The 24,140-nt window shown below is 56.1% G+C and carries 14 protein-coding genes and 2 pseudogenes; 7 read left to right on the top strand and 9 right to left on the bottom strand.

Translation table 11 applies throughout. From position 1 onward, the window contains the following. Nucleotides 1–3 precede the first annotated feature (3 nt). Complete coding sequence (locus CFB04_RS06285) at nucleotides 4–282, top strand: chorismate mutase (protein ID WP_088534482.1); 279 nt, start codon at nucleotides 4–6, stop codon at nucleotides 280–282. 3 nt (nucleotides 283–285) lie between these two features. Continuing rightward, nucleotides 286–495: a hypothetical protein gene (locus CFB04_RS06290; RefSeq protein WP_088534483.1), complete on the top strand. Its 210-nt coding sequence runs from the start codon at nucleotides 286–288 to the stop codon at nucleotides 493–495. A gap of 58 nt (nucleotides 496–553) precedes the next feature. Here CFB04_RS06290 and CFB04_RS06295 read toward each other — a convergent pair. From CFB04_RS06295 to CFB04_RS06310, 5 genes and pseudogenes are all read right to left on the bottom strand, one after another. Next, nucleotides 554–802, bottom strand: a pseudogene (locus CFB04_RS06295) (HD-GYP domain-containing protein); the annotation flags it as partial. A 126-nt stretch (nucleotides 803–928) separates the two neighbouring features. Further along, nucleotides 929–7,231 (bottom strand): fibronectin type III domain-containing protein, encoded by a 6,303-nt coding sequence (locus CFB04_RS06300; RefSeq protein WP_197692587.1) that lies wholly within the window; start codon nucleotides 7,229–7,231, stop codon nucleotides 929–931. Between the two features lie 41 nt (nucleotides 7,232–7,272). After that, nucleotides 7,273–11,985: a CxxxxCH/CxxCH domain-containing protein gene (locus CFB04_RS06305; RefSeq protein ID WP_369833280.1), complete on the bottom strand. Its 4,713-nt coding sequence runs from the start codon at nucleotides 11,983–11,985 to the stop codon at nucleotides 7,273–7,275. 141 nt (nucleotides 11,986–12,126) lie between these two features. Then, nucleotides 12,127–14,334, bottom strand: a pseudogene (locus tag CFB04_RS18510) (CxxxxCH/CxxCH domain-containing protein); the annotation flags it as partial. Between the two features lie 239 nt (nucleotides 14,335–14,573). Continuing rightward, on the bottom strand, nucleotides 14,574–15,041 hold the full coding sequence (locus CFB04_RS06310) for a hypothetical protein (protein WP_088534487.1): 468 nt from the start codon (nucleotides 15,039–15,041) through the stop codon (nucleotides 14,574–14,576). Between the two features lie 154 nt (nucleotides 15,042–15,195). Here CFB04_RS06310 and CFB04_RS06315 point away from each other — a divergent pair, with 154 nt between their 5' ends. Beyond that, nucleotides 15,196–15,495, top strand: a complete 300-nt coding sequence (locus tag CFB04_RS06315; protein ID WP_088534488.1) for a zf-TFIIB domain-containing protein — start codon at nucleotides 15,196–15,198, stop codon at nucleotides 15,493–15,495. A gap of 4 nt (nucleotides 15,496–15,499) precedes the next feature. Here the strand turns inward: CFB04_RS06315 and CFB04_RS06320 are convergent, their stop codons facing one another. Further along, nucleotides 15,500–15,862, bottom strand: a complete 363-nt coding sequence (locus CFB04_RS06320) for a PilZ domain-containing protein (RefSeq protein WP_157698736.1) — start codon at nucleotides 15,860–15,862, stop codon at nucleotides 15,500–15,502. A gap of 100 nt (nucleotides 15,863–15,962) precedes the next feature. Next, nucleotides 15,963–16,466: a DinB family protein gene (locus CFB04_RS06325; protein ID WP_088534490.1), complete on the bottom strand. Its 504-nt coding sequence runs from the start codon at nucleotides 16,464–16,466 to the stop codon at nucleotides 15,963–15,965. A 152-nt stretch (nucleotides 16,467–16,618) separates the two neighbouring features. On the opposite strand from CFB04_RS06325, the gene egtD reads away from it, so the two are divergent. Both egtD and CFB04_RS06335 read left to right on the top strand, forming a co-directional pair. Beyond that, a complete protein-coding gene (gene egtD, locus CFB04_RS06330; RefSeq protein WP_157698737.1) occupies nucleotides 16,619–17,686 on the top strand; it encodes an L-histidine N(alpha)-methyltransferase in 1,068 nt (355 codons plus the stop codon). Further along, nucleotides 17,683–21,078, top strand: coding sequence for an IscS subfamily cysteine desulfurase (locus tag CFB04_RS06335; protein ID WP_088534492.1), 3,396 nt, complete (start codon nucleotides 17,683–17,685; stop codon nucleotides 21,076–21,078). Before egtD ends, CFB04_RS06335 begins: the two co-directional genes overlap by 4 nt. A gap of 24 nt (nucleotides 21,079–21,102) precedes the next feature. On the opposite strand, the gene CFB04_RS06340 is transcribed toward CFB04_RS06335, so the two are convergent. After that, nucleotides 21,103–21,657: a DedA family protein gene (locus CFB04_RS06340; protein ID WP_157698738.1), complete on the bottom strand. Its 555-nt coding sequence runs from the start codon at nucleotides 21,655–21,657 to the stop codon at nucleotides 21,103–21,105. A 98-nt stretch (nucleotides 21,658–21,755) separates the two neighbouring features. Here CFB04_RS06340 and CFB04_RS18035 point away from each other — a divergent pair, with 98 nt between their 5' ends. Continuing rightward, nucleotides 21,756–21,911: a hypothetical protein gene (locus CFB04_RS18035; RefSeq protein WP_172825445.1), complete on the top strand. Its 156-nt coding sequence runs from the start codon at nucleotides 21,756–21,758 to the stop codon at nucleotides 21,909–21,911. Nucleotides 21,912–21,947: 36 nt separating this feature from the next. On the opposite strand, the gene CFB04_RS06345 is transcribed toward CFB04_RS18035, so the two are convergent. After that, nucleotides 21,948–23,081: a M20/M25/M40 family metallo-hydrolase gene (locus CFB04_RS06345; protein WP_088534494.1), complete on the bottom strand. Its 1,134-nt coding sequence runs from the start codon at nucleotides 23,079–23,081 to the stop codon at nucleotides 21,948–21,950. Nucleotides 23,082–23,303: 222 nt separating this feature from the next. Here CFB04_RS06345 and CFB04_RS06350 point away from each other — a divergent pair, with 222 nt between their 5' ends. Beyond that, nucleotides 23,304–24,005, top strand: coding sequence for a hypothetical protein (locus CFB04_RS06350; RefSeq protein ID WP_088534495.1), 702 nt, complete (start codon nucleotides 23,304–23,306; stop codon nucleotides 24,003–24,005). The last annotated feature ends 135 nt before the right edge of the window (nucleotides 24,006–24,140 follow it).

Raw genomic sequence — 24,140 nt, forward strand, 5'->3', positions numbered from 1 at the left:
GGCATGAACATAGAGTCCTTGCGCGAGGAAATCGACCGACTTGACGACGAGTTGCTGCGCATTTTCAACGAACGCGCCGCCCTTGCCCTCAGGATCGGAATGATAAAGAAAGGGTTGTCCCTTCCTGTCTACGACCCGGGGAGGGAAAAGAATATTTTCCAGCGAATGAAGCAGCATAACCCGGGGCCCCTTGACGACCATGCTATTGTCAGGTTGTTCGAGCGCGTTATAGACGAATCCCGCAGGCTCGAGAGGATCATGTCTCACAAGGAGGAGGGGTAGCACGTGCTGATTATCATGAAAACATCCGCCGATGAAGAGGCCCTTATCAACGTGAAGGAGTACCTGATCAACAGGAATTTCGACATCCACCAGTCGACAGGGGCTAACCGCACTATTATCGGGGTAATAGGAGACACGGAGTCGCTGGATACGCGGCAGATCGAAGCAATGCCGGGGGTACTCCAGGTAATCAGGATAATAAAGGAAGAATAACCTTAACTATTCAACGGAGCGAATGCACCGCACGGGGGACGAATGGCCCCACCCCACCTCAATATGGCCCGGCCTGGCTCTCGTAGATGTTCCTGAAGAGAGTCTCGATATTGAAAAATGTTTCGAGAAGATGCGGGTCAAAGTCTTTGCGGGGATCGATCCGCTCTTCCCCCCTCCTCATGATCTCCACCGCCTCACCGTGCCCCACAGGCTGCTTATAGCTCCGCCGCGAACGCAGGGCGTCGTAGACGTCCGCAATCTTCACGATCCTTCCTGCCAGAGGAATATCCTCCCCTTTGAGACCATATGGATATCCCGATCAGTCCCAATTTTTCATGATGAGAAGTGAATAATCACGATATCAGCCACTCTAATAAAAAAAGGGCAAAGCTCTTTGCTTCACCCTCCAACAACAGTGCATCGAAAACTAGACCTATTGGCAGGTATCGTCACCTGCCCGGAAGACAGCGGTAGAGACGGTTGCAGTGCTGCTGTAGGGCGAGCTGTCCCCTCCTTTGACCGCACGAACCCGGTAGCTGTATCGCCTGTTCGGCTCAAGGCCTGTCGTGTCTGTGTAGGTGAAGGTCGTGCCGTTCGCCGTCCTGCCAAGAAGCACCCAATTCCCGTCGCGTACGAGCCGCTCAATCTCGTACATGTCCGGGTCGTCACACGGCTCCGGAAGACAGGAGAGTGGGACCCAATCCAGCTTGACCTTCTGGGAATTAACAGCGGTCGCGACCAGATTCTGGACCGCAAGCGCAGAGGTTGTCCCGCATTTTTCGACACTGGCAGCAGAGTCCCCGCCCGTGCTGTTCCAGGCTCTCATTCGATAGCAGTACGTAGTGCTCTCCTGGAGGCCTGCATCCTGATAGCCGACAACCTTGGGGGACAAAGACGGGCAAGCCACCGTAGGATAGGGCTCACCACAATAGGATGTTGTGTAACCGACAGCCTGATCGGCAAGGGCAGCATAAGCACCACTTCCTTGCTTCCGCTCCATCCTGTAGTTGGTGGCACCAGGAACGACCTGCCAGGAAAGATCGATCTGCGCAGCAGAAATAACCGAAAGAGTTACTACTGGCACTGCAGGAGTAGTGGTCGCCGACTGTTCGGGACTGGCAGCCGAGTATCCAGCGGCAGAATTTGCGCTGATTCTGTAGAAATAGAGTGTGCCCGGTGTAAGGCCGGCATTGGGAAAGCTCTCGACATTAGCCGCCACCGTTCCGACCGAGCTCCAGGTGCCGCTGGCATCTGTTTTGCGCTCAATATTGTAGCCGCTGTTTCCTGTAACGTTAGACCAGAGGACGGTGATGCTCGTAGCGGTTATGCTGCTGAGCGTCGGTTGGCCGGGTGCAGTTGGTTTCGTCGTCTGAAACACGGCATTGCTAGCAGCTGAATCGGGGGTTCCCGATGGACCGGCTGCGACAATCTGATAGCAGTAAAAGGTTCCGGGTTCAAGGCCGCTATGGTTATAGGTAACCGCATTCAATGCCTGAGCTATGGGCCCGTTCCAGGCGCCGGGTGTGCAGTCGGCCCCTGACCTGACCTTCCAGTACAACTTGTAACCGTTGTCGCCGTTGACATTGCTCCATGTAGGAGTCAATTGAGTCGTGGTTGCGGATACTGCGGTCGGAGCAGTCATCACAGGGGCCGGAGGTGTAGTTGTAACCCAATGCGCATTGCTCCAGGCGGTATAATCGGATACGTTGTAGGTGCCTCTCACCCGGTAACGGTACGTGTAACCCGCGGTAAGATCCGTAAGTGACGTCGCCGCAATATCGGCTCCGACTTTCGGAGCCAGTACAGAACAGCCTCCAAGAGGATGCGTGACCGGCTGATTATGATCCGACGTAACACACTGCTCTATCTCGTAACCTGTGTTTCCCGTGATGTTGTTCCATGACAGGTCCACACGGGTACCCGAGACTACGACGGGAGCGGCAAGAACGGGAGCATCAGGTGGAGTGGTCTTGCATTTCGCCTCGCTGTATACTGAAGGTGGCGCACCGGCCTCGGAACTGTATGCCTGCACCCTGTAGCAGTACTGCGTATTCAACGAGAGTGAACTGTGCGTGTAGGAGACGTTGTTCATGGGATGCGCTGCAACGATCACTGACCATGGTCCAGTATCGGCAGGGCCTGTTTCAATGGCGTATCCTGTCTCGCCCGGACGGGCATCCCAATCCAGCGTCAGCGAGGTGGAACTAGCGGGAGTAACTGTCAGTGCCGGCAAGGGAAGATTCGTCCATGAATGGAGGACATTGCTCGCACGGGAGGTGTTTCCTGCGACAGTGGCTATGATCTGGTAGCGATAGTTAGTGCCGGCACTGAGTCCCGTAGCGGAATAACTTGTCGCAGCAACTCCCGTAGCCTTGTTTCCCCAAGCAGCATAGGATGCCGCAACACCTCTGCACGTACTCGGATTGGCGCTGTCGGTGCAGGCGGATTGTTGGATGGTATATCCTGAGGCTTCCGGTACCGCGGTCCATACAAGGTCGATTTGGGTACCGGAAGCGCCGGACGCGCTGCTGAGAGTCGGCGAGGAGAGAAGAGTCTTGGCGCTGACCTCGGAACTCCAGTTGGAGCTGCCCGCAGCGTTGTTGGCTCTTACACGATAGTAGTAAGTCCTGTTAGGGGTAAGATCCGCTACGGTACAGAAGAGATTCGTGCCGACCGGGCAACCGGAGTCGACATAGCTTCCTCCCGCCCCCTCCTTGTATTGAAGTGTATATGAGGTGACATTCGCCCCGGTGACAACAGGGTTGGTCCAGGCGACGTACATCTGGGTGCTGGTAATGGTCGCAGCAGCAACTGGAGTGGTCAGGGTTGGAACACCGAGAGCGGCTGTACCACTCGTCTCGTTGCTCCACGACGAATCCCCCCCACTGTTGACCGCCTTGACCTGAAAAAAGTACTGGTTTGGTGCAGCAAGGCCGGTAACGGTGCAGGTGGTGCCGGCTATCGAAGTGCATCCGGCAAAATTCGCATAAGCCCCACCCGACACCTTGTACTGAAGGGTGTATGAAGCTGCACCAGTGACGGAATTCCAGCCGAGAACCATCTGCGTGTTGGTGATGCCTGTAGGTGCATTGAGGACCGGAGCAACCGGCCTTGTAACAGCACTCTGCTCATTGCTCGCAGCCGAAAAGCCCGCTGCACTGCCGGTGCTGACCCGGTAATAATGCGTCGTACCCGGGGTGAGCCCGGTGTCGGTATGTGAATTGGCTCCCGCTGCCTTTGTCGCTACCTCGCTCCAAGCTCCTCCTCCTATCTTGCGCTCAATCCTGTACCCTGTATTTCCGGCCACCTGGTTCCAGCTCAGGCTGATATGTGTTGTGGAATCAACAGTCGGCGGATCGAGCGTAGGCGCTGGCAGCCGCGTGGTAACACATTTTTCGAGTTTTCGCGAATTCAGACTGCCAATGGAGGCATCGATTCGGTAGCAGTAACTGGCGCCCGGCGAAAGGCCGCTGTCAGTGTAACCGGTTGTGCCGGAGTCTTCCGTCGCAACGTGCGTCCACACACTTAACGGGTTCGAAGGACCCTCTGTCCGTTCGATGCGAAACGACGTCCCGGGGGTATTTTCTCTCCAGCCCAGATCCACCTTGCCGTAATCAGGCTGTGGTGCCACCACAAATGGGGCGGGAACCAGAATGTAATTGTTTATCTGCTTCAGAAGTATGTAGTCGGCATTGGTAGAATTCCTTGAGAAACCTGCTACGAATGCCTCACCTTTATAGTTCGCGGCAATTGAAACCGCTTCGTCCTGCCTGCCGCTCCCGTCATACAGCATCGCACCTAAAAATGTCCCCTCATGGTCATAGATAAGGGAGAGAATGTCGGAAGTGCCGTCGAACTCGACTCCGGCTCCGCCCCTAGTATTCCCGGCAAGATAGATGTGGCCTGATGAATCCATCGTCATGGCCGTTAGGAAGTCGTATCCCGGGCGGTTGAAATTCTTCTCCCATAAAATACTGCCGTCTGCAGCCAAATACCGTATGACGTGAAAATCGCTGTCGGTCGGGCTCACGTAGGTAGTGCCGGCGACGACGATGTTCCCGTCTATCGGGTCCACCTTTACTGCTGCTCCCCAATTGTCAAAACCGGAGCCGCTGCACCGCATTTCCCATATACGGCGTTGCGGAGGTGCCGCTGCCCCGGCGTATTTTATCGTATGAATATCCCGGAGGCTTCCTCCGCGTGTCGCGTATCCGGTTGCATAGACATTCCCGTCAGTATCGATGTCTAGGGAGAGAGCCCTGTCGTCACCCAAACCGCTGTCGAAGGTGTCCGTCCAGAGCAGGGTCCCATCGGCACCGCTATATTTACGGGTGAACCAGTCGTAGCTGCCGGCAGGGTCGGCGGAAGTGTCGAAGCTGTAGCCGGTAACTACGATATCTCCGGAAGGATCGAAAGCAACAGCAGTCGGAACATCGTGGCGACCGCTGTCATAAATGGTAACGGCTCCCCATGGGCGGCTGCCGTCCTGGTTGTACTTGATCACGAACAGGTCGTCGTTGTTGGAACCGTTTCTGCCGTAACCGACTACGACACTGCTGTTCGACCCGTTCTTAGCCATGGCTATCGCCTTGGCGAGGTCGATTCCGGACTCGGTCCCGTACTGGTGGTCCCATACAAAGGGAGGGTTCGTATTCGGATCTGTATGCCCCGACGTGTCGAACTTGATAGTGTACAGGTCGTCGCTCTTGTCACTTCCGCCCGACAGATAGGCGGTTCCTGTCACCAGCAGGTCCCCGGTGGAATCCAGCACCGCTCCCGAAGCCATGTCATTGCCGCCGTCCCCGCTGTCATAGCGCGCCTTCCACTTGAGAGACTTGTCGCTGCGATCCACCTTGAGCGTGAGATAGTCGAGAGAGAAGGAATCTTCCACCCCTTCTTCTGTCATCTCGCTGTAGCCTGTCACTACGGGATGATCGTCGGAGCCGACAGTAACTGCAGTGGCCTTGTCTTCGCGGTCATCAACACTGTTGAACCGGTAATTCCATGGGGAGGTATTGTAGCTCACCACCTTTGTCAAAGCCCTTGCCTCATTGCTGTAATAAGAATCGCCATTTGCTGCGTTGGCCGCACGTACCCGGTAATAATAGTAGTTGTCAGCGGCCAGGCCGGTATCAGTATAGGTGGTGGTATCGGGAGGCAGGATGGCCGGCACTGTTGCAATATCGGTGAAGGTCCCACCATCCCCCAGCTTCCTCTGAATGACGAATTTCTCCTCGTTTGAAGCGTTGTCGGTCCAGTTCAGGGTAATGGATGTACCTGAAGCGGCGGTGGCCGTAAGGTCTCCGGGAGCGTTAAGCGGCCCGAAGTCATACTTGAGTGCACTGAAATCATATCCTGAGACACCGTCTGACCAGGCACCGACGCAGACATTGCGAGCGCTAAGGGCAATGCCCACAGGGCGGTCGTTCCTTTTCTCACTGCCGTTCCAAATAGCCTTCCATAATATTTTTCCGGTATCTTTCCGGTACTTGATCGTAAGTAAGTCTTCGTCGGTGGAGACGGTCGTATAGCCGGTAACAAAGACCCCTCCGTCTGCAGCTGGATCAACGGTCACCCCTACCGGGATGTCTGTTGAACCGTTACCGGCGTCAAAGACATTCTTCCAGATGAGTGTTCCGTCGCTTCCTCGGTAACGTGCGGTGAAGAAATCCTGATTGCCGACAAGGGTTGAGGTGTACCCGACGACATAGACATCATCGTCGTCATCGATCCAGACTCCCTTTGACTCGTCGTTGCCGCTACCATCGAAGGTAGCTTCCCATACCGGTGTCGGATTCCCCGGGTCATACTTGCCAACATAGATGTCAGTATTATTGAGCGGGTTGGTAATGAAACCGGTCACAACAATGTTCCCCTCCGAGTCGATCCTTACGGCCACACCGCGGTCATCACGGCTTCCTGCGGATGAGTGCCTCCACTCCCTTATGAATGATCTGTCGAAACCATACAGACGGGTGAAAACATCGAAATCCGCGCCAGACTTCGAAGAATAGCCGGTTACGGCAATTGTTCCTGCACCTGCAGCTATTGCGGAAATCCTGTTGTCATTGTTTGGATAGGCGGCATCGTCAAGAAGCTCGACCCACTCCGGAGCGCTTGCAACCGGACCGCTCTGCCGGTACTTGATGATCAGGACGTCGTCGCGCTTCGCCCCGTTGGCGGAATAGCCTCCGATGTAGATGTCGCTGCCGCCGTCCACGGCGATAGCTGTGGCGTAATCGTTTCCGTTGGCCGCTCCATCGTCGAATGTATGTTCCCACAGTTTGGAGCCATCGGCGCCGCTGTACTTGATGGTGAGGATATCGTAATCGGCACCATTGTTTGTATAGCCGGTTACTATGATATCCCCGGCGGAATCGACTGCTACTGCAGTCGCAACGTCGGAACCCGTACCGCCATACGTAACCGGTGCCCACGCAGTACCGGAACCATCCGATTTGAATTTCGCGATGTGGTAGTCGTTACCAGTGACGCCGGTATTGCTGTAACCAACAACGATCAGGTTTCCTGCAGGATCAACAGCCATGGCGCGTGCAAGCTGTTGCCCTGCTTTTGCGTCGATCACGGGGAAAGGAGCGAGCAGATCTCCTCCCTTGCCGTACGCAAAACTTGTGAAGAACAGGGCAAGGATCAACGGAAACAATAGTGAGAAAATAGAAGCGGATCGCTGCAATATTCGCAATCGATTTAAACGGGTTTTATGTCTTCGGATCATGAACTTCCTCCGATACTGCATCTGACGTTCACGTCGGTATCCTACCAGGGTGTCTTGTCGTTCCAGTAGTTCCCGTTGGGCCACTGTGCCGGCGGAGCGGAGTAATTGTAAGCAGGGTTGTATCTGCCGACATGGCAGGCAGTCGTTGCATCAGGCGACCCCGCTCCACCGAGCATGCTGCCGATCGGATAGCCACGGTGCTCATTGCCCGTGCCATGAGGCCTCGAACTGTTGTACTGCTTATCTACTCCCCACGCTTGCCCGCCGGAAACCCTGCCACCGCGGTGCTTGTAATCGAGGCAATTGGTCTGCATGAGCCGGGGCAATCCGGAGTTATGGGGCTGATGGCATTTCGAGCAGGTAAAGGAATGCTCGGTATTGGCTCCCCACCCCTTCACCGACTCATGAATCCGATCGATTGTCTTGAATCCTGCCGCACCGTCATTCCTGTTAGTACCGTCGGTCAGGTTCTCCTTCGTGTGGCAATTCAGGCAGAGCCCGGCAAACTGTGAGTCGCTCTCACTAGGCCTCTTGGCAGCACCTCCCGGAATGCCGTTGGAAGTTCCGAACGTATTACGGTCGAGTGTGTGCCTGGTAACCGGGGAAGTTCCATAAAAGCCGTATTTATGGGCACCGGTGAATTTTCCCCACGATTTGTCAGTAGCTTCGCTGCCTGACGGATCGGGAGGAGGCGCATCCTCCTTGTAGGGAGAGGTCATCCAAGTTCCCTTGAGCAGCGGCACGCCGTATTCCTGGTTGGAGCCAAGGGTGGGGGTTACTCCGTGAGGATCATGACAGGGTGTACATAGACCGTTTACGGTGGCTGAATATGGAACGATCCTGTACATATCCCCCGCAAGAATGGTCGCGGCAAAAGCATCGACGGTCAGGACTGTCTCCGTGCTGGAGATGATCTTACGCAACTGACCGCTGTTACTGCCGGTTGCCATCAGAAGGTACGAGTTCCTCCATTTGTTGAGCGGCCAGTTTTTTCCGCTGTCGGTCAACGTGGTTGCCGTTCCGCCTGTGGCAGTCCCTGTGTCCTTTGCCAGATTGGGAAGTGCTCCCCCGGGCTCCGAAGCCTTGAGATGACCACCCAGGATGGTTTTGCGGGAATCCCTTTCGGGGAAGCGGGCAGTTGATGCCTTTACCCCCTCGCCGAAGCGCGCAGTGTCCTTGTATCCCATGATGGGGGCGGACGCACCGAAAGTTGAGCTATACCCCCAAGGTGTCTTTCCTGTCGGAACCGCGGTACCCGCATTTGCCGTGTTGTGGCAGTCGAAGCATTGCCCGGCCCCCGCGCCGTATGGATTGACTCCGAGACTGTTCGACGAGGCCTTGTAATCCGCAGTGTAGCCCCCGATGTCCTTTTTGGTTTCTTTGAGGTTTCCGCCGTTGTTGGTGCCGTTGAACGTGACGTAGCTGGTCGTCACCCCCTGTACCTTGGAGCCGTGTGAGTTGTGGCAATCGAAGCATCCAACATTGGTGCTCCCGTTCCGGCTGTTGGGAATGCCTTCATCCACGCCGGTTGCAGGATCCCATCCGCCACTATTGCCCACGGCATTGCCATGGGCGGAGAAGGATTTCGGAGCTATCTTTTTCGCGGCCGTAGCCGTTGCCGAATATTTTCCCCAGTTTGTTGTGCCAGTCTGGGAGTAGCGGGCAGCGATACTCTGCAGGTCCCAGGCGTACTGCCGCGGCGTCTTGCAGTCGTTGAAGGGGGTGCTGTAGTTGTTCTGATCGCTGTGACATGAGATGCAATGGACCGTGACCTTATCTACCTGGTTCCGTTCTTCGCCGGTTCCCATCTTGACGGCTACGAATTTTACAGCCGTTGCCCTCCCTTCCACAGAAGAGATCTCCCGGTACACCGGAGGCCGCAGGTTGGGCCCGTATATCACGAGATCAACGGTGTCGTTCCTGACCGAGGTGTAGGTCTTGTAGTTATACCCGGTGTGGTATTGATTATCGATCAACCCCTCCGGAGTGGCCTCCCAGTGGCATTGGTAACAATGCCTGTTGTTCAGCTCGACTCCCTGAACATGGTGGGAGTTCGACTTCATCTGGCCGATGATGTCCATTCGCTTCCCGACGGTACCGGAGTGGCACTTCACGCAGTCGCGCGGCAGACCGAAGGCAGTGTGCTTCGGGATCGGCTTTGTGCTGGTATGGCAACTGTCGCAGTTCTGCTTGCTGGCATGACTGTCGGTGAAACGGTGCTCGTGGCAAATGGTGCAGCGTCTGTTGATGTTGTGCCCATCCCCGGAATTGCGCGTGAAATGCTTGCTGCTCGCGGAGTGGCACACGTTGCAAATGCCGTCGAAGGGCTCCGTCTTTTTCGCGTAGTAGGCTCCCGTATCTTCGGTAAACGTGACAACTGCCTGGGTCTTCGGCCTTCCGAACTTCCCGTCGGTCGTCGTGGCCACCTTTTTCTGAATCATGTAGAGGTTGGCGTCTCCGTGGGGATCGTGGCAGTCCCAGCAGAACTTGCCCCCTTTCCAGGTCCCCAGGTAATTGCCTGTGCCGTCTTTGGCCCAGCCGCCGCTCTCCTTGAAGGCACGGTAGTGCTTGTACCCGAAATGGCCGCCGGATGCTCTCGCCTTTCTGGGTTTTATGAATCCGGTGCCCGGGTCATACCCCAGGGAGTACTTCATGGGGTTGTCCGACGGAGCGATGTGGCAACTTGTGCACTGACCGTTGCTGTCGTCATCGTGGCACTGGAGACAGACACCCATCATCATGTACTGGTTTTTCACATCGGCTATTTGTTCCCTGGTCCAGATGCCCGAATTGGTATTGTGCCCCTTGTGCGTTCCGCCCGGAAAGAGGCCGGTATCGGAATCATGGCAGGTGAGCGCCGTACAGTTGTCCAGAGCGGTGTGTGATGGATGCCTGATCTCGGTGGAAGTGTTGCGGTACCTGAACAGTATTCCGGCTGCCGTCGCCTGTGGAGACAAGGACTGGGTCTGCCCTACATGACAGGAGATGCATTCTAGGTCGGTGCGCTCCATGTGGCAGTACACGCATTCTTTTTCGAATCGCCGGTCGAACTGCCCGTGCATTCTCAAACGGTACGGATTCGAGGGATCGCTGTGAAGCACGCTGTTGTCATGGCAGTACCAGCAGGGATTTCCGGGAAAGCTAGCGGCAGGATTTCTGGAAAAAGGATAGGACCCTGTGTAGGCGGCCGAGGAGTACCTTCCATGACCGCTCGTTTCCCACTGGGTGAGATTTATCTTTCCCTGGGTGCCGTTGAAGGCATCGAAGTCGTCGACGTCAGGACCGGTAATGCCATGACATGAAAGACAGGTGACGGCGCTGCCTACGGAGCCGCCCCATACCGGGTCGACGCCGCTAGTATGGCAGGTTGTGCCGGAACAGCTTCTGGTAATCGGATCATAATCGGCACCGGGCATATCCTTGAAATCAACGTCTTTCTTCTTGTTGACATGGTATGCGGCATCTATGTGCGCCACTTCCCCCATTCCTCCGGGAGGTATGCCGTCTTTGTGGCAGCTTATGCAATCACCTTTAATCGTCTTCGCATGGCAAATGTCGCAGGTGAAATTGGTTTGGGCATGGCGGGGGTGAGAGTTGGCACGCGCAGTGCCGGGTCCCTGGTTTGGAAACATCGGCAGCGAACCTATCCACTCCTGCCCCGCGGGCCATCTGTAGGCCGTCTGATTGCCGAATTTTGCCGGGAGATTCCATACTCTTCCCGTAGGATCCCCCGGGTGAACCTTATTGTCATGACACCCGGCATTGTTGCATGAGCCGGTGGGATGACCGTGACAGCTGTTGCATTCGGTCTTCGGTGCATTCCATGGAAACGGGCGCACTACATCAGGGTCGATGGTACCGTCGCTGTGGCAGTACACGTTATCGCAGACTTTCTCTGTGTAGCTCGGTTTGTCCCGGCTCGGAATCTCCCATTTTGCAGCGATCTTTACATCCTTGACTCCATTCAGGTGCCGGGCTCTGTCCTTGATGTCCCCCGCAGCATCCATTGTGGCGTCATGACAGTAATAGCACGGGTACTTCCTGATCCACTGAGGCCCTACCAGCCTGTGGTGGCCGTCGGCATTCATGGTGATGTCGGGGGTGCAGAACTCCCTGGCGCTGCTCCAGTTTCCTTGGACAACCCCGCAGTTCCCCTCGGAAGTGTCGGACGTCCTTCCTTTGTGGCAGGAATAGCACTTCATGGTGATATCCGTGTCCGACCATTTCACGCTGAACGTCGGCTCGCCTCCGCGCGCATCGCTGTGACAATACGTAGTGCAGCTCTTGCTGCCGCTGTTATAGCTGCCTCCATTGTTAAACGAAATGTCCTTGGTCCTGTTGGCGTGACGGCTCCTGTCGACGATCTTCCCCGTACCGTCAATAGTGCCGCTGTGACAGCGGTCGCAGCTGGATACGTAGATGGTGCTGGCGGTATGCTTGCCATGCCTGCCGCTAAGTTCTTCGGCAGAAGCAGAATCGCCATGACATGATGCGCAGGTGAGCGGGGCTCCTCCCCAGGTCATCGTCCTGAAATTTGCAGTGCTGTTGTCAAAACGAAGGCCATTGGAATGACAGTAGACGGTGCTGCATTGCTGGTCCGATGAGGTGTAGACGGCCCCGTCTCCGGCCACAGCGGAAAATGCCACATCCCGGTTTCTGTTCAGATGAAGGGTAGAATAGGGGCGAAGCCTGCTGGCTTGCGACAGGTCCACAGTCTGCCTGTGACATCTCGCACACCCGGTGGAGTCGGCAATTCCGCCTCCCCAGACATGGGACCGATGGCTGTTGGCTGTAACGGTCCCGGCCCCGCCGTTTGCGTAGCTAGGTTCGCCTGCCACGCTCGTGAAGGCGGAAAAGGTTCCGTCGGGAAGACTGTTTGCGCCGTGGCAACCGTTGCACGTAAAAGTACGCGAAGAGTACCAGCCGGCTGAACTCATGTCCCAGAACTGGTTGGCTTGCATCCCGGTGCTGTGACAGTAGGCGGTGGTGCAGCTTCCCGAGCCGGAGACATTGATTCTGCCTGCTCTGGCTCCCGAATAGTTCTTGATCCCGTTGCCGTGGTTGGCACGGTTTGAGATTATTCGGCTGCCACTTACCGTGCTGGCGTGACAGTCGGTACAGGTATACCTGTTACCAGCCCCGAGGGTAGAATAATTATCCAGGTGCCTCCTGTGTTTACCGCTGGCTATGGGAGCAGCGCTTGCGGTATCGCCGCCATGACAGCCGGTACAGTCGACAGGCAGGATACCACCCCATTGTGCAGAACCGCCGAAATGGCAACCGATATTGCTGCAAGTTTTGGTGCCTGGGGTCCAGGTGGCAGCTCCCGCCTTGGCTGGATCGAAATTTACGTCAACAGCGCTGTTAACATGTTTCAGACTGCCGGCTTTAATTTCCGTGCCGCTCGTGGTTGTCTGAACATGACAGGCCCCGCAGCTGCCTGCCCCTCCTGATGTGTGGCTTTCATGGCTGTTGGCCCGTACACTACCGGCTCCACTGTTGGCATAGTTAGGCTCGCCTGCACGGCTTGTGAAGGCGGGGGAGCCGTCGCTGCCATGACATCCCCGGCAATCGAACGTTGCGGCTGAAGTCCAGGAGGCAGCGTTCAGGTTCTTTTTCGAGCCCTTGCCGTCGCTGTGGCAGTAGGAGTTGGAACAGACACGGGTGGCACCGTTGTAGCCGGCGCTCCCTCCGGCTCTTGCGCCGGAATAATCGACCAGTCCATTGGCATGGCGAGCCGGATTCAAGATAGTGTAGTTATTGCTGACTGTGCGGGCATGACAATCGGCACAGCCGAATGGTGCACCAAGGGATTCGTTGGCACCAGGGCTTATGTGCGACCCGTGCCTGCCGGTCAGTATCGGAGTACCGCTCGCTTCATCGCTTCCATGACAGGCGCTGCAACTGCCACCCATCGCCGAAAAAGCTCCCCTCCCCCCTTCGTTATGAGGATGACAGATGCTGCATGCATTCGCCGGTGCATCCGCAAGGCGGTGAGCACCCGGGTACCCGGCACTTTCGGGGACAGTGTGGCAGGCCTGACACACCCCTGTTCCGGCGGCGTTTTTGTATGGGCGCGTGCCTGCGGAAGTGTACTGGAACATAACCTTACTGTTGACTACCTTGCCGGCAGGCGATGATATGTTCATGTAACGTCTGACAAGGAATACGTTGGGTCTTGTCCCGTCGGCCTCGTCTACATGCCCGCCGTGGCAATCTGCGCACTGGACATTCTGGCCGCGCCCATCATGGTTTTGCCGTAAATGGCAGTTTGTGCAGATATTGACGGAGCCTGCCGAACTTCCACGCATATCGGTTCGAAGGAGAGCACCGGCAGAAGGTTGCAGGCCGTAGTAGCTGGTAGCGTTGTCGAATGTAGAGCTGTTTGAATCAGTGTAGTGAACTCCATGACAGGTAGTGCAAAGTAGAGTACCGTTCTTTAACGGCAGAGCAGAGGTGGGATTCGAGGGGTTGGCATTGAGCGGAGGGACATTGAACTCCGCCGGCTTCTGCCTTACCAGAGATTGCGCACCAGTGTAATTGAAGTTGACAGGATGGGTGCCCAGGCTGTGGTCAGTGGTGCCTCGGGACCTGTGGCAATCGAGACACAGCTGGTCCCTGTCGATTTTAGCCCTAAGGAAAGGCCTGTCTTTATAGGTGTGGAGATCATGGCAGCGCGGGCAGCCAAGACCGGAAAGGGTCTTTGTGGAGCGGAGCTCGGTACTGGCCGGTTCTTCCGCCCCCGCATCAGGTCGGATTTGTGGGCCCGACCAGTTGTGGGATGTCTGGTAGCGAAGTCCAGGCTGTCCTGTGTACCCACTGAATGGGGTAGCAGCGTCGGCGAGAGTAAACGGTTTGCGTCCGGCCAGGGGAACTCCCGGCCGGTGGCACGTGAGGCAGGCATTGGTAAGCCCGGTAGATCCCAGGGTCATGTGCACCGAATGGCAGTTGGAGCAGGTGTAGCCATTGGTCAGATTATGGGGGGGCTCGACCCCCGCACCATTTCGATAGAAAACCAGAATGAGAATTATCGCGAAGGTGGTCAGAAATCTGTTCACTGTCCCTATTCTCCGTTGATGAGTGGCCACAGCTACGAGTTCCATAGCTTTGGCAAGGGGAATGCCCTTTGTTTATCGGAGTTTCGGGATGGTTTCTTAAGATTTTTTTACCTTATAGGGTTTTTCAAACTGCTGCCGTAACACCCGAAGGACGGGCCATGCAGGGGCGCCGTTCAGAGCGGCTTTCGATGACCGGAACGAGTTGCAACGACCAGTGAAGAGTAGACGGCATTGGAGGGAAAGCGGGCAACAAACAGGAGTTGGATTACAGGAGCAGGCACATATCAGTGCTGCTTAGGCATATGGGCAACTTCATCGATCTTCCAGATTCCACAGTCATTTTTGACGAGGGTGTATTCGAGGCAGTACGTTTCGAACCGTTTCTCTTTTATTATCCTGCCTGACTTTCTGTCTTCACACCAAAACTGCCACCACTCCTCGGTGCGGACTTTCGCCGCATTACCCGAGGAAACTATTGTCGGCTTTCCGAGCCGTTTTAGCTTTACCTCAGATCGCATTACAGTGTTCGAGGTCCTGAGAGAATATAGCGTGGGGAAGAGGTTTCCCAGCTGATGCTCTGTGGCTATCTGTGCAAGAGGATCTATGTCGTGATGTTCGAAAGCGGCTTGCTTCGCGCTGCAGTAAGTGGAAATTGCCCGGGTGACCGTCTGCTCAGCTGCCGAGGTGCAGGCAGCGAGCCCACAAGCGTATGCAAAAAAAAGCAGCACTCGGAATAGCAACAGGTTCGGCATCTTCCCCCCTCCCTGGACAACTGCAAAAGAAGCTTATTATTATATATGATTAATTGTCAACAATTAATTCACACTGAATACCACCAATCAGTTTGCTCTTGCATAAAACTAATGAACATGTAAATTAAGGGTATAATAATACAAGGAGCCCGCCATGAAAGACATCTGGAAGGAACGGGAAAAGGCGCTGGAAAACGAATATATACTGAAGCAGGAAAAAGAAAAGATCGAGAAGATGCGAAGCGAAACCCGCGAGCAGCTGGTGAGGGATCTTTGCCGCAACCGCTGCCCGAAGTGCGGCGAGAGCATAACACCTATGACGTTCAGGGGAGTGCCGCTCGACAAATGTCCCGGATGCGGTGGCATCTGGCTGGGGCCTGCCGATCTGCAGATACTGGCTGCGAAAGACCACCGTTCCTGGTTCGAAAAATGGTTTCTGGGGGAAGCCGAATAGCGCTTTACCCCTCGTCGTAAACAATTCGCCTGAAACTCATTCCCGACGCTTCGTTATCGGAAGACGCAGCATGAAGAAGCATTTCAATCGTTGCATAGCTGCGTGCATCGAGATCAAGGAATCTCACGCCGACGATACAGAAGCCGATATGAACAATCTGGACCCCTACCACAAGAGGCGTCGATTCATCATCACGCTGTATCGAAAGCCGCCAGACTTCACCAGGGCGTGCCAGAAGTGTTTCTCTCAGCCGAACGAGAGCCCCGTGGGCAGAAATATTCTCCACCCTCCCCGGGTAGGCATGCCGATCATGCTCCAGACTCGCCTTCATGTCACACCCAATCCTCACCGCACGCCGCTTGTTCACGTCCGATCTCCTTTGCATCGTTCTATCTGTAAGGATATCGGACAGGAACAGGGAAAATTTAATCAATATTAACCTTAAAGAACGCGGCACAGAATCTGTGTCAGACGCCTGTAAGGTAAGGGCGGTTCGCTGGCCATAGCCCCATGACCTGACGCATGACGGCTATTTCTCCCACATGATAGGCCATATGATCAGCTGCGATAAGAACCTCACGGTATATCGTGTAGTCGGGGGCGTGAGGGAGGGGAGCAAGCAGGTCGCACCCCTGGTCGGATACGATCGCCAGCAATGCGGCAAGGTCTGCTGATACCGCCTCCACCGACTGCCGCCAGCGCCGCTCATCCGCGACCTCTTCAGGCCGGGGCCGGTACCCTTCCGGATAAGGAGGGGACTGGTGCTGCGGGTTCCTGATGAATTCAAGGATGTCCCACTGGGCGATCCGGATATGCTCCACGAAATGCCAGAAGGAATAGGGGGTATTCGGCGGCTTAATGTTGATCTGTTCCAGGGGGAAGTCGGCAACAGCCTCCCTGAAAGCCATGTGGGCGTTTTGACTGTCGAGAAGGGCCAGCAGTTCATGACGGATCAAATCATCATGCTTCATGGGAACCTCTTTCTCCGATTGCAGTTTCTTTAGTAAATACAACCGAATCCTCTTTTGTCAAAGTCGGCCATGTTTGACTGCGAAAACAGATATCTTATACTTTTCCAATGTCCAACACCGCACCAAGTACCGGCAGTAGACAAGGAGCCAACATGCAGATCTCAACGACGGGAGCGTCGAGGCTTCGATGCGATGTCCTGAAGGAGGCGCTCTCTGCGTCCGAACCGGTCATACTTCACCAGCAGGGGGGACACGAGCCTCTTGTTGATTTCGCCAAGTCAGTTGCATGTGGCCTGGGAAGTCAGCCGCGCCGCATTGAAAGCCGATTTCTCTATGACACACGGGGCAGTGCGCTTTTCGAGATGATAACCCGTCAACCTGAGTATTATCTTACGCGTATCGAAGCCTCGATACTGGCAGAAGCAGCCCCGCGCTTGAGAAGCATCACCGGCCCGGTTTCCATTCTCGAACTGGGCTCCGGAAGCTCCGAGAAGACCGGGTTTCTGATCGATGCGTGGCTGGCGCGAGATGGGGTAGCCACCTATATCCCTGTAGATGTTAGCGAAAGCGCCCTTCGCCAGGCATGCTCATGGATAGCGGTGCGATCTCCGTCTATCCAGGTGGCTGGGATCCATGGTCAGTACGAACAGGCCATATCATGGTTGAACCAGGCATCTCCTGCAATGGCGGTATTTCTCGGCAGCACCATAGGAAATATGGATGAAACGGAGATGAGCCGCTTTCTCCGCCTGATAAGCTCGGCCATGGGAAGGGATGACTTTTTCCTCATCGGCTTCGACCTGGTTAAAGACTCGAAGGTTATTGATGCCGCGTACAACGATGCTGCCGGAGTGACCGCCCGATTCACGAAGAACCTGTTCGTTCGCATGAACCGCGAGCTTGGATGTGAAATAGAATCCTCTACGATTGAGCACCATGCTAAGTACTGCGAAGAACAGGAGCGCGTGAAGATCCATGCCCGGTTCACGAGGAGCCACAAAATCGACATTATGCCCCTCGGAACCAGTTTCTTTGTGGGCAGCGGCGAAGTTATACGCACGGAAATCAGCCGCAAGTTCAGGCTTGGGACTCTCATTCCCCTATTGATGTCACATGGGCTGAAAACGGTGGAAGTCTTTACGGACTCTCGGGAATGGTTCGCCTTGCTCCTGCTCCGTAAAGCAGGAGAAGGCCCGTGGGCTTCAAAGGGTAGTGCATGAAAATGAATGCGAGGGAGCAACGCAGCGGTCTGTGTGGCATTTGTCCTGCCGGCTGCTTCGTCACGGTTACCGTTGAACACGATCGGCTTGTGGCCATTGAACCGCAAGCGGATCACCCTTTCGGCATGATCTGCCGGATCGGCCGCCACGCTCCGGAGATAGTTCACGATCCAAATCGGCTTTTACACCCTATGCGTCGAACGGGACCGAAAAGTGCCGGCTCCTTCGAAAAAATCAGCTGGGACGATGCCTACGCGATCATCACCGAAAACTTGATGAAGACAAGGGAACAGTACGGTCCGGAAGGGGCGGCGATCTACACAGGCAGGGGCAGCTTCGACATGGCCCTCTGCGACGTCTTCCAGCCTGCGGGAGTCGCAGTATCATCCGCTTCCAGCGTACTCTTCCCTTTCGGGTCCCCCAACACCCTCGGAGTCGGTGCTCTCTGTTACGTTTCCTTCGCAATGATCGCTCCACATGTCACCATGGGAGAGATGCTGATCACAATGGAGACGGACCTTGAGCAGGCCGAATTGATCCTGCTATGGGGAGCCAATCCGGCCACAGACTCCCCTCCCCTCGCCCATCTCCAGATCATAAAGGCAAAAGAACGGGGCGCGAGGGTGATCTCCATCGACCCCCGCCGCGCAGGCACCGCCGTTGAAGCAGATGCCCGCTGGGTTCCGATACGGCCCGGGACAGATGGAGCCCTAGCCCTGGGAATGATCCAGGTACTCATCGAAGAAGAACTCTACGATGAGAAGTTCGCCGGTGACTGGACGGTCGGTTTCGAGGAGTTGGCCACGTACGTGCAGCATTTTCGCCCTGAAACGGTGGAACGTATAACCGGGGTCGCCGCAGAGACCGTTCGGGAACTGGCCCGTTTGGTGGCCACCAGGCGCGGTGTCTGTCCGGTGATGTATACGGGCCTGGAATACTCCGACAGCGGCGTCCAGGCGATACGCGCCGTCTTTACCCTGTTCGCACTTGCAGGGCAGCTTGACGTTCCGGGAGGACTGCTTTTCCGGATGAAGGAGAATACATTCCCCCAGAACCGGACCCGCCTCGTGCCTAACCCCGACATCAGGAAGGCGCTCGGCCGAGACCGCTTCCCCCTCTACAGCGCCTACCGGGAAGAATCTCATGCCATAGCTCTTCCAGATGCAGTGCTTCGCGGCAAGCCATATCCGGTGCGGTCATTGATCATACTTGGAGGATCAATCTGCACCGCATGGCCTCAGCCGCGTGTTTGGTGCAAAACCCTTGAAGCGCTCGATTTCCTCGTAGTGATCGACCGGTACCCTACAGCGGATTCGGCGTATGCCGATATCGTGCTGCCTGCAGCCACCGGATTCGAAATCACCTCCTATATGCGATTCGGACCGCTCTTCAAGATCCGCGAACCACTGGTCCCACCGCAAGGGGAAGCACGCAGCGACTTCCAGATCTTGGCCGGCCTGGCGCAGCACCTTGGATATGGGCACATGTACCCACGGAACGAGGAGGAACTTCTCGCCTTTGCCCTTGAAGGGAGCGGCTTCACACTGGAGGAGGTACGAAACGCCGGTGGAGAAATCCAGCTTCCCACTGCCATGATGCAGTACCGGAAATGGGAAAAGGGGCTGCTGCGTCCCGACGGCAAGCCGGGGTTCGACACGCCCAGCGGCAAATTCGAGATAGCTTCTTCCATTCTGGCCGAATACGGGTACGACCCGCTCCCGGTGTATTCAGAGCCGGCGGAGGGCCCCCTCGCCGCTCCCGAAACGGCACTCACCTTCCCCTTGGTATTTAATTCGGGAGCCCGCACCCACTACGATTTCAGGAGCCAGCATCATGGGGTGCCCCCTTTGGCCGCTCACCACCCCGAGCCGATCCTGACGATCAACACGCATGATGCCGCGAGCCGAAACATCTCCGACGGAGATCGTATCCGCGTCAAAACTCCACGGGGAGAAGCCGTCTTCACCGCATTTACTACATCCGGCATCGTCCGGGGTGCCGTAGACGCCGCCATGGGTGGGGGAGGCCCCCTGGGTAATGAAGCATGGCGAACGTGCAACGTGAATGAACTCACGGACCTCGGCAGATTCGACCCCATATCGGGGTTCCCGATCTACAAGGCGCTCCTGTGCCAGGTGGAAAAGATTACTGAAGATAGAGTCATGGAACGCTTGAATCCTCCCGTGGAAGAAGAGCGCAAGGAGGCGCGGGTGCGGGTGCAAGCGATGCGGCAGATCTACCTTGACCACAACGCCACGACCCCCGTTGCCCCGGAAGTTCTTGAAGCCATGCTCCCCTACCTCACCGACTGTTGCGGCAATCCTTCGAGCATCCATAGCTCGGGAATACGGGCGCGGGATGCGGTGGAAGCGGCGCGGCGCATCATTGCTCAGGCACTCAACTGCACCGCCCGCCGGATTGTCTTCACCGGTAGCGGCTCGGAGGGGAACAGCCTCGCCATTCTCGGCGCCACCAGAGGTTCGAACAGTAGCCGCCGTCACCTCGTCACCAGTTCCATCGAGCACCCGGCAGTGCTTGCCCCCTTCCGGCTGCTGGAAAGAAGCGGATACGATCTTACTCTCCTGCCGGCTACACGTGAAGGACTGGTAGCACCAGAAGAACTGGCCCGTGCGATACGTCCCGACACACTCCTCGTCTCAGTAATGCTCGCTAACAACGAAACGGGAGCGGTTCAACCGATAGGGGAATTGGCCTGCATTGCCCATAGTGCAGGTGCGCTCTTTCATTGCGACGCAGTGCAGGCATTCGGGAGAATCGATGTGGATGTCGCGGCCCTGGGGGTCGACCTGCTGACGGTATCGGCCCACAAGCTCCATGGGCCGAAGGGAGTCGGAGCGCTGTTTTCCCGCCGTGAAGTGTCTCTGGTGCCGATTGTCGCAGGGGGGGGGCAGGAAGAAGGCCTTAGGGCGGGAACGGAAAATGTTGCCGGAATAGCCGGATTCGGAACTGCCGTCGAGATGGCAATGGAGCGCCTGCACCGGCAGGAGGGGAAGCGCCTGATACAATTGCGGGACCGGCTTGAGGAGGAAATACGTACACTTGTTCCCGGTGCCCGACGTAACGGCCCCCGCGATCTACGCCTCCCCAATACCCTGAACATGCACCTGCCGGAGATCAGGGGCGAATCGCTAGTTCTCATGCTCGACCGCAAGGGGATCTGCCTTTCTGCAGGTTCAGCCTGCAAATCGGGTAATCCTGATCCCTCCCATGCCCTTCTCGCCATGGGTCTGACTCCCGCTGAAGCACATTGCTCCATCAGGCTTTCACTTGGCTATGGAACCTGTGAGGAGGACATCCACCGTGCGATAGTTGCTTTCAGCGAGGTGATGTCCGAAGCCAGCAGCATGGTCAGGTTCATGGCGTGCCGGTAAGAGAAGGTCGCTCATCACCCCCGCCTACTGTTTTCTGATCCGGTACCTGTAGAACCAGATCATCCCGGCCGGCAGAAGGATCACCAGGACTATGATCCACTGGTAACGGTGTACATCTTCCAGGAACAGCCGTATGACGCTTCCGAAGAAATAGCCGGCGCATGCAACCACTGAAGCCCAGATGAAGGTACTGATCATGTTGAGGATCATGAACCTGCGGGTACTGAACCCGCTCGTGCCGATGAGAAGGGGAGCTACCGTGCGCATACCGTAGATGAAACGATAGCCAATGATGGCCACTATATGGTATCTCACGAGAAACCTTCTCACGCTTTCGATCCGAGACCGCCACTGTGGCCTCCTCTCGATAATAGCTTGCCCCTTGTGCCTCCCCAACTGGAACATGGCCTGATCGACAAGGAAAGCTCCGGTGCAAGCAATGAGAATGACTAGAGAAAGCCGCAGGTCCCCCTGATACGCCAGCAATCCGGAGACGATAACTACCGTCTCGCCTTCAAGCAGGACTCCGGCGAAAAGGGCGGCGTACCCGTAGCTGGTAATGAAGGATTCAAATGTCATGCTATAACAATAGCAGAGATCTTTTACTAGAAAGCCGGCGCCAGGAAGAAATGTCGGAAAGGCAATTAGACACCCCATCACTGCAACGGGAGGATTCCATGAGAGTACTCGTCCGTCGAGGAGAAAAGGTCCGCATATGGGAAACCATTGAAGACCCCAAGGTGGTGTGCGAAGTATGCGGGACCGAAATGGAAGCGGATAGGGAAAGCGGAGAGGTTCACTGTGCCGTCTGCGAAGGCTCTGAGCAGTACTGAAGCATCTTCAGCAGAGGTCCGCTCCAGAGGTTCGGCTCAACTGGTACTATGACCACCATCTGCCCCGTCTGAGATCAGAGCCAGCACCCAATCTGCCAACGAGGCCAGCTGATCGAGGGCAATCCGCTCAGCCGTGGTATGTACCGCTTCGTAGCCGCAGCTCAACACAACGGATGGCAGTCCGCCGCTGTTGAAGATATTGGCATCGGAACCGCCGCCAGTCGACTTGAACGTCACCGGCAGGCCGACTCGTTGTGCAGCAGAAGCAGCACGCCGTGCCGGCTGAGAATCTTCTGCCAGCGTATATCCGGGATAACAGGAGGTCACCGTTATCTCGACGCTGCCCCCCTGCGCGGCCGCCGCGCTCCTCATCGCCTCCGTCATCAGGTTTACCTGAACCCGCAATTTCTCGGGATCCAGAGAGCGGGCCTCTGCTTCCAGTTCACATCGATCAGGAACGATGTTGGTAGGGCCGGCGGCAGATATGCTCCCGATATTCGCGGTTGTTTGCGGGTCGACGCGAAGGAGCTTCATCCGGCTGATGGCAGCGGCGGCCATCAGAATGGCGGAGACCCCCTCTTCGGGAGCGAAGCCCGCGTGAGCCTTGCGACCATTGAAAACCGCCTGTATCTTCGCCTGCTCCGGCGCCTGTATGACTATCTCCCCTACAGGGCCGCTGGCGTCCAGCACGAAACAGCATGGGGCGGCAACCCTGCCGAGATCGAAAAACCGGGAACCGACAAGTGCCAGCTCTTCGGCAACGGTGAAGACGACCTCAACGGTAGGGTGCGGGAGGTTCCTCTCCTTAATCGCTGTTAGAGCTTCCAGGATCGCCGCTATGCCGGCGGCATCGTCGGCTCCGAGCACCGTAGTTCCGTCACTTACGATGAAATCTCCTTCGATTCGCGGTCTGACGCCTCTTCCCGGCGATACCCTGTCCATGTGACATGAAAAGAGCAGAGGTGTCCCTCCCCCTCTCCCCTCAAGCCGCCCGAACAGGTTTCCCGTGTCACCGCCAGATTTCTCCCCCGCATCATCCTCCGTAACGACGAAGCCAAGCTCCAGCAGGTGCCTCGTCAGTTTCTCCGCCAGCAGGCGCTCCTTTTTCGGCTCCGAGTCGGTAGCGCAAATGTCCATGAAGGTACCGAAGAGACGGTTCCTGTCTATCATGTGCTCACTCTCCATTGTGGGAATCTGCAAAGGTGCGAAGATAGCCGAGGCGCAGCATAAACGCAACACCTGTTATGCTTGTTATTACTTCGCTGTATTTTGTTCCGAGCAGGACCGGGTGAGCCGGTTCTGGAGAATATGACTCTTCTTAATGCCTACCCTTGAATCGTAGTCAAAACGCTGTAACATTAGCTTGCGTTTATTAACCAAAGCGAGGGAGCCATGAAAAAAATCATGCTGTTCCTGCTGCCACTCGTCCTGTTTCTTCCAGCTTGCGGCAGCCACCAAAACGATGGAGGCGCCGGTCTCTCATTGACCTCCACCGGTACGACGACCGACCTTACACATTTGAAGAATTTCGTGGAAGCAACGGGAACGCCCGGAAGCACAGCAAGCTTCGGTCTGACCGGCAACGACTCCAATGGCATCAGTTACACGGGTACCATGCGCTTTACGGTCAACCCTGAGACTACAATGGAATCAGAGACAGTGAAGGTAGCCAGTCAATACCTCTCCGTAACAGATACAGCAACCGGTGCCTGGGGAGCAGGAACGAGAACGGCATACCTCTCTATCTCCAGGGGGTGCCTGGTGAGAGTAGCCAACCGGAATGGCTCGGTTTCGACACCTTTATCACAACGTGCACTCCCGCCTACTGCAAAAGTAGGTGACTCCGGAATCTATGCAGCCCTGTCCCGTGACGACGGAGATTCGGAGACGATATCATGGAGACTTGACCCCGGCACTAACAGAGGCTCCATTTTCGCCTTCACTTCAGTAGTCACATCGGGTAAAGGCACCACCATGGCCATAGAGGAAGACAGATTTCATCTGGATCCAGCAGGAAATGTCTATGCCATAGATCTTACCTTCGATTATCCCGGCATGGGCTTCTCTCGAACACTAAGCGGGCCGAGGCTTTAGCTCCTGCGGTTCAAAGTCTGTAAAGATCTGACCCTCGCATTGATTTGATAGCTGCTTGTGCGTTAATGGGAGCGCCCCGGCATCAGAATTGCCGGGGCAATCAATCCACGAAGCAACGCTCTCATGCTGCTCACC

Source organism: Geobacter sp. DSM 9736 (genome assembly GCF_900187405.1).
Taxonomy (GTDB): Bacteria; Desulfobacterota; Desulfuromonadia; order Geobacterales; family Geobacteraceae; genus DSM-9736.